12 protein-coding genes are annotated in these 11,884 nt (G+C 67.6%); 5 read left to right on the forward strand and 7 right to left on the reverse strand.

Going from position 1 to position 11,884, the window contains the following annotated elements:
• Positions 1-6 precede the first annotated feature (6 nt).
• Positions 7-672: a DNA-3-methyladenine glycosylase I gene (locus HT579_09145; protein ID QKS29057.1), complete on the forward strand. Its 666-nt coding sequence runs from the start codon at positions 7-9 to the stop codon at positions 670-672.
• 277 nt (positions 673-949) lie between these two features.
• On the opposite strand, the gene HT579_09150 is transcribed toward HT579_09145, so the two are convergent.
• Genes HT579_09150 through rsxA form a run of 7 tightly spaced genes read right to left on the reverse strand, consistent with a single transcriptional unit; the run spans position 950 to position 6,343 of the window.
• Complete coding sequence (locus tag HT579_09150) at positions 950-1,228, reverse strand: RnfH family protein (protein ID QKS29058.1); 279 nt, start codon at positions 1,226-1,228, stop codon at positions 950-952.
• Between the two features lie 31 nt (positions 1,229-1,259).
• Positions 1,260-1,934 (reverse strand): electron transport complex subunit E, encoded by a 675-nt coding sequence (locus HT579_09155; GenBank protein QKS29059.1) that lies wholly within the window; start codon positions 1,932-1,934, stop codon positions 1,260-1,262.
• On the reverse strand, positions 1,931-2,560 hold the full coding sequence (gene rsxG / locus HT579_09160) for an electron transport complex subunit RsxG (GenBank protein ID QKS29060.1): 630 nt from the start codon (positions 2,558-2,560) through the stop codon (positions 1,931-1,933). The genes HT579_09155 and rsxG overlap by 4 nt, the downstream gene beginning before the upstream one ends.
• Positions 2,557-3,639 (reverse strand): RnfABCDGE type electron transport complex subunit D, encoded by a 1,083-nt coding sequence (locus tag HT579_09165; GenBank protein QKS29061.1) that lies wholly within the window; start codon positions 3,637-3,639, stop codon positions 2,557-2,559. Before HT579_09165 ends, rsxG begins: the two co-directional genes overlap by 4 nt.
• A complete protein-coding gene (gene rsxC, locus HT579_09170) occupies positions 3,636-5,165 on the reverse strand; it encodes an electron transport complex subunit RsxC (GenBank protein QKS29062.1) in 1,530 nt (509 codons plus the stop codon). The genes HT579_09165 and rsxC overlap by 4 nt, the downstream gene beginning before the upstream one ends.
• A 39-nt stretch (positions 5,166-5,204) precedes the next feature.
• A complete protein-coding gene (locus HT579_09175; GenBank protein QKS29063.1) occupies positions 5,205-5,750 on the reverse strand; it encodes an RnfABCDGE type electron transport complex subunit B in 546 nt (181 codons plus the stop codon).
• On the reverse strand, positions 5,726-6,343 hold the full coding sequence (gene rsxA / locus HT579_09180; protein ID QKS29064.1) for an electron transport complex subunit RsxA: 618 nt from the start codon (positions 6,341-6,343) through the stop codon (positions 5,726-5,728). The genes HT579_09175 and rsxA overlap by 25 nt, the downstream gene beginning before the upstream one ends.
• Before the next feature lie 266 nt (positions 6,344-6,609).
• Between rsxA and nifL the strand changes: the two genes are divergently transcribed.
• The 4 genes from nifL to HT579_09200 all read left to right on the forward strand — a co-directional run bounded on the left by nifL (position 6,610) and on the right by HT579_09200 (position 11,882).
• Positions 6,610-8,169, forward strand: coding sequence for a nitrogen fixation negative regulator NifL (gene nifL / locus HT579_09185; GenBank protein QKS29065.1), 1,560 nt, complete (start codon positions 6,610-6,612; stop codon positions 8,167-8,169).
• Positions 8,166-9,776: a nif-specific transcriptional activator NifA gene (nifA, locus tag HT579_09190; GenBank protein QKS29066.1), complete on the forward strand. Its 1,611-nt coding sequence runs from the start codon at positions 8,166-8,168 to the stop codon at positions 9,774-9,776. Before nifL ends, nifA begins: the two co-directional genes overlap by 4 nt.
• Positions 9,777-10,060: 284 nt before the next feature.
• The gene (gene nifB / locus HT579_09195; GenBank protein ID QKS29067.1) at positions 10,061-11,593 is read left to right on the forward strand and encodes a nitrogenase cofactor biosynthesis protein NifB; all 1,533 of its coding nucleotides are present in this window, start codon (positions 10,061-10,063) and stop codon (positions 11,591-11,593) included.
• A 10-nt stretch (positions 11,594-11,603) separates the two neighbouring features.
• Entirely contained in the window at positions 11,604-11,882 is a 279-nt protein-coding gene (locus HT579_09200) for a 4Fe-4S dicluster domain-containing protein (GenBank protein ID QKS29068.1), read from the forward strand.
• Positions 11,883-11,884 lie beyond the last annotated feature (2 nt).

Genomic DNA, 11,884 nt, shown 5'->3' on the forward strand with positions numbered 1-11,884 from the left:
CGGGCCATGCCGCAGCCGGGACAGGATGGGTTGCCGGCGGGTGCGGCGGAGCCGTCGGGGAAGCAACCCGTGCGCTGCTCCTGGTGCCAGCAGTCGGCACTCCTGATCGACTATCACGACCACGAATGGGGCCAGCCCGTCACCGACGATCGCCGGCTCTTCGAGAAGATCTGCCTCGAGGCTTTCCAGTCCGGCCTGAGCTGGTTGACGATACTCCGGAAGCGCGAGTCGTTTCGTCAGGCCTTCGCGGGTTTCGACCCGCAGGGTGTGGCCGCATTCGGCGAACCGGAGGTGGCGCAGCTCCTGCGCAACGAGGCGATCGTCCGCCATCGTGGCAAGATTCTCGCGACGATCAACAACGCCGGGCGAGCACTGGCGCTGCAGGACGAGTTTGGCAGCCTGTCGGCGTACTTCTGGCGGTTCGAGGTCGACGTCGCCGGCAGGTCGCAGAACCTGACCCGGGAGTACCTGCAAACGCTCACCCAGAGCCCCGAGTCGGAGGCTCTCGCCAGAGACCTGCGGCAGAGGGGCTGGAAGTTCGTTGGTCCGACCACGGTCTATGCCTTCATGCAGGCGATGGGTCTGGTGAACGATCATGAGTCCGATTGCGCGGTCGGCCAGGTGTTGCGGGCAGCGCGTCAGGCAAGGCAGCAACCGCTCGGCGCGTCCTGATGATCGGCCAGCCGGTGCCTCGCGGCTACCCGCCCGCTGACGGTCGAGCAACTGCGCCTGGTCCGCTCTGCCATCGTCGCTGCCCGTCAGGCGCCAGGTTCGACCGCGTCCGCGTCGCGCGCCAGGCGGATGGGCGAGAACTGCCAGCATGCCGCGGCCGCAGGTGGCAGCCGGTGGGCGGGTGCCAGGGGAGTGGGCGAGAAGAGGTGCCTGAGGTCGGCGAGAACCAGCTCCTGATGCTGCTGCTGATGCTGCAGTCCGAGGGCAGCGAGCCAGCCTACTCATCATCGTCGCTGTCGCCATCGCGGCGGGGGACCGTTTGGGGGTCACAGGTGATGGCGCGGTAGATCTCGACCCGGTCGCCCGGCCGAAGGGCCGTGTCGAGCTTCACCAGTCGGCCGAAGACGCCCACCTTCTGCGTCTGCAGGTCAATGCCGGGAAAGGACCGGAGGATCCCGGAGCAGTCGATCGCCTGACGAACGGTCGACTCGTCAGGCACCTCGATGGTCATCCAGATCTGCTGACCGGCCTCGGAGTACGCGACGCCCACCTGCATGACAAAACTCCTTTCGCTGCTGGCAACCGACTCAGGCGAGCGCCGGAGCCGGCACCGCGCCAACCTTCGCATTCCGCGTGCGCAACTCGCACGCCCGCTTGCCGGCCAGCAACAGGCCGAGGACGAGAAAGCCGCCCGGCGGCAGGACCATCAGCAGAAAGCCGTCGTAGCCGGGAATCACGGTCAGTTCGATGGCGCGGAACGTGGGTCCCAGCAGCAGGCTCGCCTGTGCGAAGACGGTACCGCTGCCGAGAAACTCGCGGATCAGGCCGATCAATGTCAGGGCGCCGCTGAAGCCGAGGCCCATGGCCAGACCGTCGGCGGCCGATGCGGCGACGCTGTTCTTCGAGGCAAAGGCTTCCGCGCGCCCCAGGATGGCGCAGTTCACCACGATCAGGGCGATGAACAGGCCGAGCACCTTGTACAGATCGTGCAACCAGGCGTTGAGCCCGAGATCGACGAGGGTCACCAGCGTCGCGATCAGGACGACGAAGACCGGGATGCGTACCTGCGGGCTCACCAGCGAGCGGATCGACGCCACCAGAACATTGGACGTGACCAGTACCACCGTCGTCGCCAGGCCCATGCCCAGGCCGTTGGTGCCGCTGGTGGTGACGGCCATTGCCGGGCAGAGCGCGAGCATCTGGGCAAAGACGACGTTCTGCAGCCACAGACCGTCCTTCAGGGTCTGAACGAGTCGTTTCATGGGGTCCGGCCTCCACGCAGGATTTCCGCGCGGTGCGCGGCAAAAAAGTCGAGTCCTTCCTTGACCGCCTTGACGACGGCGCGCGGCGTGATGGTGGCGCCGGCCATCTGGTCGAAGACGCCGCCGTCCTTCTTGACCGCCCACTTCTCGGCCGGCAGAGTCGCCAGCGACAGGCCGTTGAACGACAGAATCCACGGTGACTTCGCCAGGTCGATCTTGTCGCCCAGGCCCGGGGTTTCGGCGTGCTTGAGAACGCGCGCGCCGAGCAGCATGCCGGCACGATCGATGCCGACCAGCACCAGCACATCGCCGGCGTAGCCGCGTGCCGAGGTCTGGAAGATGGCCGCGGCGATCTCGCCCTGGCGGCGCGCGAGGTAGACCCGCTTGCTGGTCCCGTCGCTGTTGCCGATCTCCAGCGTGTCGGCCAGCAGGTCGTTGTCGGCGAATCCGTCCGGCAGCACCTGCGCCAGGGATGCCTGGAGATCGCGCGCCTCGGCGGCGACGATCCGCTCACGCGTGCCGCTGACGGCGAAGGCCAGGGCCGCGCTGGCGACCAGCGCGATCACGCCGAGCGAAACCCCCTGATAGGCCAGGCGGTCGCGCAGTGCGTCGATGGCGAGCTTCACGGCTCGATCTCCAGTGGCGCGCCGCGCCGGTCACGGCCATAGATGCGCGGCTTGACATAGCGGTCGATGACCGGTGTCAGCGCATTCATCAGCAGCACGGCGAAGGCGACGCCTTCCGGGTAGCCGCCCCAGGTACGAATGACGTAGGTCAGGAAGCCGACGCCGGCGCCGAAGATGAGCTGGCCGAGCGGCGTGTTTGGCGAGGTCACGTAGTCGGTGGCAATGAAGAAGGCCCCCAGCATGGCTCCGCCGGACAGCAGGTGGGTGCCGGCCGACAGGTAGCGAGCCGGGTCGCTGCCGTGCATCAGCGAGGCGAACAGGGCGAGCGTCGCCAACATGGCGAACGGGATGTGCCAGGAGATGAGGCGCAAGCCGAGCAACAGCAGGCCGCCGGCAGCAATCAGCAGTGACGCCGTTTCGCCCAGGCTGCCGGCGCGCTCGCCGACGAGGCTGAGCGTTGGTGCCTGCGTCGCAGCCAGCGACTGCAACAGATCTACGCCACGCGACAGTTCGCTGCGGGCGTAACCGAAAAGGGTCGCGCTGCTCATCGCGTCGAGCGCTGTCGGCAGTGCACCGAAGGTGATCCGCAGACCATCGACGAATCCCGGGGCGTTTGCGGAGAGCAGCGGGATCGGCGCCGTCCACAGGGTCATCGGCACCGGGAAGGAGATCAGCAGCATCACCCTTGCCACCATCGCCGGATTGAAGAGGTTCTGCCCCAGGCCACCAAAGACCTGCTTGCCGATCACGGTGGCGAACAGGCCACCGACCGCGCCCACCCACCACGGTGCCCAGGGCGGCAGCGAGAGCGCCAGCAACCAGCCGGTGAGCAGGGCGGAAGCATCGCGCAGCGATGGCCGGACCGGTTGTCGTCGCAGGCGCAGGCAGAACGCCTCGCCGAGGATCGCCGAAGCGGTGGTGATCCACCACAGGTGCAGGGCCGGCCAGCCGTACAGCCAGAAACCGAAGAGCGTCGCCGGGAGCAGGGCGGCAGCGACCCACAGCATGACCCGGGCGACGCAGTTGGCGCCGGCGGCATGCGGCGCCGCGACCGGAGCGACGTGGCGCGGCGTGATCATGTCGCCGTCTCGCTGGTGGGCCTGACGACGACGCGCTCCCGCAGCGGCGGCACACCGCCGCCGGCGGCGGCCTTGGCGGCGTCGCGCTCCGCCTTGCGTCGGGCGGCGGCCGCGGCCTTCTCGCGCGCCTCGCGCTGCAGCCGCGCGGCCCGCTCTTCGGCGAGGCGGCGCGTCGCGGCGTCGCGCAGCCTGCTCCGCTCGCGCGCCGACAATTCGCCCTTGGCGTAGCTGAAATACTGCACCAGCGGAATGTGCGAGGGACAGACGTAGGTACAGCAGCCGCAGCCGATACAGTCCGACAGGCCGAAGCCCGCAGCGCCGTCGAGATCATCGGCGCGGATACGGCTGGCCATCTCCAGCGGCAAGAGGCCCATCGGGCACGCCCGTGTGCAACTGCCGCAACGGATGCAGGGTCCGGCAGCCGGGGTCCGCGCCTCGGCCGCGTCGAAGGCGAGGACGCCCGACGCCCCCTTGACGATGGGTACCCGGGCGTGCGGCAGGACGATGCCCATCATCGGTCCGCCCAGTATCAGCCGCGCCGGCCGCTCGCGGATGCCGGCACAGCGCAGGAGGTCGACCACCGGCGTGCCGATCGGTGCCAGCACATTGCCGGGTCGCGTCAGGGCGCCGCCGTTCAGCGTGACGATGCGCTCGACGAGCGGCTCGCCGCGGCGCAGCGCGCGGTGCACCGCGGCACAGGTCGACACGTTGTGCACCAGCACGCCGACCTCGGCGGCACGCGCATCGGCCGGGACCTCCTTGCCCGTCAGGGTCTGGATCAATTGCTTGTCCGATCCCATCGGATAGCGCGCTGGCACCACCCGCACCTGCACGTGGCCGAAAGCGGCGGCGGCCGCCCGCATGGCGGTGATCGCCTGCGGCTTGTTGTCCTCGATGCCAACCAGGGCTTCGCGGGCGCCGATGGCGTGCATCACGATGCGCAGACCGTCGACCACTTCGGTGGCACGGTCGCGCATGATGCGATCGTCCGATGACAGGTAAGGCTCGCATTCGCCGCCGTTGACGATCAGCGTGCCGACCCGCAGGCGGCGGCCGAGGTTGAACTTGACCGCCGCCGGGAAGGTGGCGCCACCGAGCCCGACGACACCCGCCGCCGCCGTTCGCCGGGAGATTTCCTCGGGTGCCAGCGCGAACGGGTCGGCCACCGGCAGGCGTTCGCACCAGGTGTCGGCGCCGTCGGCGGTGATCGTGATCGCCAGTTGCGGGAGGCCGGAAGGATGTGGTGCGGTGATCTCGCCGATCGCGCTGATCCAGCCCGAGGTCGGCGCATGCACCGGCGCCGAGATGTTGCCGTTCGGCTCGGCGATCAGATCGCCCTTCAAGACACGCTCTCCGACCAGTACCACCGGTCGCGCCGGACTTCCCACGTGCTGCTGCAGCGGCACGCGGAGTACTTCCGGCAACGGCAGCGAGCGCAGCGGCGCGTCTGCCGCAGGTCGCTTGTGGTCTTCGGGATGGACACCCCAATGCGGGTGGCGGCCGAGAATCTTTTCCAGGATGCGCACGTCGAGCCTCGTTGTCGGTCGGTGACAGTCGATTGCCGGCTACGCAGCGAGCGCCGCTGGTGTCGTTGCCGGCTTCGGCCAGACCCAGTGCTGCACGGTGACCGGCAGTGTCTGCAGCAGCAGCGCCTCGGTCGGGCAGCGGTCGATGCAGCTGCCGCAGCCGGTGCAGGCTTCGCGGATCACGTTGTGGATCTGCTTTGCCGCACCGACGATGGCATCCGTCGGGCAGACCTTGCTGCAGCGGCAACAGCCGATGCAGATCTCTTCGGCGACGTGGGCAATCTGCGGCCCGTGGTCGACGACGGCTTCGAGGTCGATGCTGATCCCAAGCTTCGCCGCCAGGGCCTTCGCCAACGCCTTGCCGCCCGGTGGACAGAGCGTCACCGGTGCACTTCCCTCGGCGATCGCCGCCGCCGCGCGCGGGCAGCCGGCAAAGCCGCACTGACCGCAGTTCGAACCGGGCATCAGGGCCTCGATCTCGGCGACCAGCGAGTTGCCGTCGACGTGCAAGTACTTCGCCGCCACGCCGAGGGCGAGGCCAAGCAGGGTGCCCAGAACGGTCAGGGACAGAATGGCGAGCCACATGACGAGGTCTCCTGTGAAAAACTGAGGCCGGCAAAGCCCATGAATGCAAGTGACAGCAGGCTGGCGAGGATGAAACTCACGGGCGCGCCGGCAAAGGCGGCCGGTACCGGCGCCAGCGCCAGGCGCTCACGCAGGCCGGCAAAGACCACCAGCACCACGGTGAAACCGAGGGCCGATCCAAAGCCGTAAACGAGGCTCTGCAGGAAGCCCATCCGTTCCTGGGCGGTGAGCAGCGCCACGCCCAGCACCGCGCAGTTGGTCGTGATCAGCGGCAGGTAGATGCCCAGTGCCTGATACAGCGCCGGCGCCGATCTCCTGACGACCATCTCGACGAACTGGACGGCCGCCGCGATGACCAGGATGAAGGTCAGAATGCGCAGGTAGCCGAGGTCGAAGGGCATCAGCAGCCAGTGCTCGAGCATCCAGGTGGCGGCGCAGGCCAGGGTGATGACGAACGTCGTGGCGAGCCCCATCCCCAGCGCGCTGTCCATGCTTCGCGAGACGCCCATGAAGGGACACAGTCCGAGAAACTTGACCAGCACCACGTTGTTGACCAGGGCGGTCGTGAGCAGCAGCAGGAAATAGGCGGTCATTGTCGGCAAGCTCCTTGGCAATCGTCACGCACGAACCGTGCCACTGCTTGCGACGCGGCACACCACAGCCGTGCCGGCGTTGCCAAGTGCGCACCAGCATGGCGTTTTCCGGTCTCGTGCGAGCCCCGGCGAGCTGCGCGCGGTAGCCGCCAGCATTGTCGGAAACCCGACAAATCGCCACGAATACAACGAGAAAGGCCCGCCGAATCAACGGCGGCACGAAACGTGCTCGGTATTGGCCAAACACTTCGAAAGGGAGGCGCGCGATGACCAGCAAGCAGCTCCAGGCAGCGACCGACGGCGCAACGCGGGTGGCCGAGGTGCTGCCGCCCAGCGTCCATCCACAGGTCTTCCAGCAGACGGTCAATCAGGCCGACATGGCGATCTCGATCACCGATGCGCAGGGCAACATCCTGTACGTCAATCCAGCCTTCACCCGCGTCACAGGCTACGCGAGCGAGGAGGCCGTGGGCCAGAACCAGTCGATCGTCTCCGACCACAGCATGCCGCGCGATTTCTATCGCGCCCTTTGGCAGACGATCTCGCATGGCGAACCCTGGAGGGGGCACCTGGTCAATCGGCGCAAGGACGGAAGCAGGTATCTTGCCGAACTGAGCATCTCGCCCGTGGTGAATGCCAGCGGCGAGGTCCTGAACCATCTCGGCATGCATCGCGACATCACCGATCTCCACCGCCTGGAGTCCCAGGTACGGAATCAGAAGGCGCTGATCGAGTCGGTTGTCGATGCCGCACCGATGGTCATTGCGCTGCTCGACGCCGACGACCGCGTCGTCCTCGACAACCACGAGTACAAGAAGCTTCAGGCCGACCTGGGAATGGCAGAGCCGGCACTGCTGCTCATGTCGGCCGTGCGCGCCAGCCTCGAACCCGAGACGGGACGTGGCCGGCGCCCGTCCGGCTACCTCTTTCTCGATCACGAGGTGCGGCTCGATCCTCCCGGTGGTCGCTCCCCGCGCTGGTTCTCGTGCTCGGGCAGCCGCGTCCGCGAGGACGACGCCTCCGCCGATGCCTTCCTCGCTGGTCAGGGGCGCGACTACCTGCTGCTGGTGGCGAAGGAGATCACGAGCCTGCGCACCCAGCAGGAAAAGGTGCGCGTGGCCGCACTGCAGGCCGTGATGGCCGACGAGGATCGCGCGTCGGGTTTGCGCGAGAGCCTCGCGGCGGCGGTCTTCCGCCTCGAGGGGCCGCTCAACATGATGGCTTCGGTGGTCGGCATGCTGGCGCGGCGCCAGGGCGAGACGGACCCGATGTCGGCCGCTCTCGCGGAGGCCATTGCCACTGGTCAGCAGGTGCTCGCGGACCTCCGTTCGATGATCCCCGCCAAGACTCGGGAACCGATTGGCGCGGTCAACCTCAACGAACTGCTGCGCGACGTGCTCGACCTGTCCACCGGCCGCCTGCTCGCCGCCGGCATCACGGTGATCTGGCAACCGCAGACGACGTTGCCGGCGCTGCTGGGGGCGCCGAACAAGCTGCGCTCGCTCTTCAAGGCGCTGATCGACAACGCCATCGAGGCGATGAACACCCGAGGCTGCCGTGAGCGTGAGCTGACGGTGACCAGCCGGGCGCGTCTGGGTGGCATTGAAGTGGATATCGCCGACAGTGGACCAGGTATCGACAGCGCCCAGTTGTTGAAAGTCTTCGAGCCCTTCCACACCACCAAACGCGGAGGTGGTCATCTCGGCACGGGCCTGTCGGCAGCGCAGCAGGTTGCCGCCGAGCATGGCGGCTTCCTCGAGATCAAGCCGACGACGAGCCGCGGCTGCTGTGTGCGCGTGTTGCTGCCGCTGCACCGACGACCATGAACGATCGTTCCGCATCGCTGCTGCAATCGCAGTTTGCGGTTCTCGCGCGCGTCGGACAGTTGCTGGCGCGCGCGCTCGATGCGCCACAGACCCTGCGTGAAGTGCTGCGCACACTGGAGATCAGTGGGCACTTGAGTCGCGGCCTGATCGCCATCGCCCATCCGGAAAGTGGCGACCTGAGTGTGCACGCGGTGCATGGTCTCGATCACGATGATTTCCAGGCCGTCTGCTACCGGGCGGGCGAGGGTCTGCTGGGTCGCATCGTCGAGAGCGGCAGGTCGTGCGCGATTGCTCAGGTCGGTGACGATCCGTGTTTCCTCAACCGGCTTGGCCTGTACGAACGAGAGCTGCCGTTCATTGCCGTCCCGATCCGTCTCGGCGGGACGCTGCAGGGCGTGCTGGCGGTACAGCCCGATGCGCCCGACGACGGTCTGCTCGACGAGCGGGTCCGCTTTGTCGAGTTGCTCGCCGATCTGATCGCCCAGAGCGTCCGGCTGTCGCTCGACCTCAGACAGGAGGCTGGCCGTCCGCTCGACGCGGAGCGTGACGCGCAGCGCCGTGCCCTGGGTCATCGTCCCGGCTTCGCCAACCTCGTTGGCCATTCGCCGGTCATGATGCGCGTCTTCGACCAGGTGCGCATGGTTGCCAAGTGGTCGACGACGGTCCTGATCCGCGGCGAGACCGGTACAGGCAAGGAACTGATCGCCAACGCCATCCACTACAACTCACCACGGGCACGCGGCCCCTACGTGCGGCTCAACTGTGCCTCCCTGCCCGAGAACCTGCTGGAGTCGGAACTTTTCGGGCATGAGAAGGGTGCCTTCACCGGCGCCGTGAGTTCGCGCAAGGGGCGCTTCGAGATGGCCGATGGTGGCACGCTGTTTCTCGACGAGATCGGCGACGTCTCACCGGCCTTCCAGGCAAAGCTGTTGCGCGTGCTGCAGGAGGGCGAACTCGAGCGGGTCGGCGGCGGTCGCACACTGAAGCTCGACGTGCGACTGCTCGCCGCCACGCATCGCGACCTCGAAGCGGCGGTCGATAGCGGTGACTTCCGCGAGGACCTGTACTATCGCCTGAACGTGATGCCCATCCTGTTGCCGCCGCTGCGCGAACGGCTCGAGGACGTGCCGCGGATCGCCAGGCACCTGCTCGACCGTCTTGGCGGCCTGCAGCGCCGGCCGCTGCGTCTCACCGCCGGTGCGCAGCGGCGTCTGGTGCAGCACCACTGGCCAGGCAACGTGCGCGAGCTGGAGAACTGCCTCGAGCGTGCGGCAGTGATGTCGGAAAGCGGCGAAATCGACGCCGAGCTGATCCATATCGACAGGGTGCGCGAACGGGGCAGCAAGCGCCAGCCAGGCGTCGCCCCGAGCGCCCTGCCTGGCTCGTCGGTCGCCGCCACCGCGCCGCCCGGTGCCCGGGCCGCAAGTGCCGCCGTGGGCGCCGGCGACGGCGAGCCGGCGGCCGAACAAGGCGAACGGCAGCGGGTGATCGCTGCCCTCGAGCGCGCCGGTTGGGTGCAGGCGCGGGCTGCCCGTCTGCTCGGCATGACGCCGCGGCAGATCGCCTACCGGGTGCAGATCCTGAACATCCCGATGAAGCGAATCTGATCTCCCGCCGACGCTCCCGGGCCTGCTCCAGACAAGCGGGAACGAGCGCGAGGAGCACGTGCAGCGGTGGATCGTCCAGCACCGGGACCGGTTGCGGCGGGTCGCGGGCTGCCGCGGTCGCGCCGAGGGCGCTTGCGTGTGCCGGTCAATCGGTATTTGTCGCCTTTGCGACATCACCGACAAAGTAAGAAAACGTCTATTGGTCAATGGCTTGAGCCAATCCAGGGGCTGGCACGACAGTTGCTGCATAGCTGCTGCCTCCCGCGTTTAAGGAATCGCTTGCCATGGACCTGCCTGTGAATGAATCGTCGTCGCGCGTCGCAGCCGGTGGTGGCACCGGCGGTTGCAGCGCCAGACCCGGGCAGATCGGCGGTCTGACGGACGCCATCCGGGCGAGGATCGAGGATCATCCGTGCTATTCGGAGGATGCCCACCATCATTTCGCGCGCATGCATGTCGCAGTCGCACCCGCCTGCAACATCCAGTGCCACTACTGCAATCGCAAGTACGATTGTGCGAACGAGTCGCGGCCCGGTGTCGTTTCCGAAGTGCTGACCCCGGACCAGGCGGTCTGCAAGACCCTGGCGGTAGCAACCAGGATTCCCCAGATGAGCGTGCTGGGCATCGCCGGTCCCGGCGATCCGCTGGCCAATCCGGAGCGAACCTTTGAAACCTTCCGCCAGTTGGCGCAGAAGGCGCCCGACATCAAGCTCTGCGTTTCCACCAACGGCCTGATGCTGCCCAGGCATGTCGAGGACCTGTGCCGCTACCACATCGACCACGTCACGATCACCATCAACTGCGTCGACCCGGATGTCGGTGCCCGGATTCATCCGTGGATCTTCTGGCAGAACCGGCGCGTCCGCGGACGACGGGCGGCGGCGATTCTCGTCGAGCAACAGCAACTCGGTCTGGAGATGCTCAGTGCGCGCGGCATCCTGGTGAAGGTGAACTCGGTGCTGATCCCCGGCGTCAATGATGCGCACCTGCCGGAAGTATCGCGGATCGTCAAGGCCAAGGGGGCCTTCCTGCACAATGTCATGCCGTTGATCGCCCGCCCCGAGCACGGCACGTTCTATGGCGTGATGGGCCAGAGGAGTCCGCAGCCGGCCGAACTCCAGGCCGTCCAGGATGCCTGCTCCGGCGACATGAACATGATGCGCCACTGTCGCCAGTGCCGCGCGGATGCGGTCGGCCTGCTCGGCGAGGATCGTGGCGCCGAGTTCACGCTCGACAGGATCGAGACCATGGACATCGATTACGAGGCAGCGATGGTCGTCCGCCGTGAGGTGCGCGCGGAGATTGCCGCCAGGCTGGCGGCAAAGCGCGCGAGGGGCCCGACGCCGGCTGTGTCACCGGCTGTGTCACGGGCGAACCCGCAGGTCGTCCACTTCCATCCCCGCGCAACGAAGCCCGCGGCCCCTGCCGGCCGACCGGTGCTGATGGCTGTGGCGGCGAGAAGTGGCCTCGTCGCCGGTCATTTCGGCCACGCCCGCGAGTTCCTGATCTACGAGGGCTCGGCTGCCGGCTGCCGCCTGATCGGCCACCGCAGGGTGGAGCCCTACTGCGCGGGTGCGGAGAGCTGCGGTGAAGCCGAGTCGGTGCTGGCGCGAACGATCGAGCTTCTGGTCGACTGCGAGGTGCTGTTGTGCGCGCGCATCGGCTACGAACCCTGGGGGCAGCTCGCAGCGGCCGGCATCCAGCCGAATGGCGAGCATGCCATGCAGGCGGTCGAGGAGGCGGTGATGGCCGTCTGGCAGCAGATGCTTGCTGCCGGCAAGCTGACCGTCGCCAGAACCGGCGCCAGGCGCGCCTGAGGAGCAGGGCATGGCCTTCACCATCGTCGCCAGTTGCATCAATTGCTGGGCCTGCGTGCCGCTTTGCCCAAATCAGGCGATTCAGGCCGAGCAGCCGCATTTCGTCATCAAGGCCGAGCGCTGTACCGAGTGCGTCGGCGACTTTGCCGCAGCGCAGTGCGCCAGCATCTGTCCGATCGAAGGGGCGATCATCGACGACCTCGGCAAGGCACTGAATCCGCCGGGGTCGCTGACCGGCGTTCTCCCCGAACGCTGGGCACTGGCGCAGGCCGAGATCGCGGCGCGCTGAGC

The organism is Candidatus Accumulibacter similis (genome assembly GCA_013347225.1).
GTDB lineage: Bacteria > Pseudomonadota > Gammaproteobacteria > Burkholderiales > Rhodocyclaceae > Accumulibacter > Accumulibacter similis.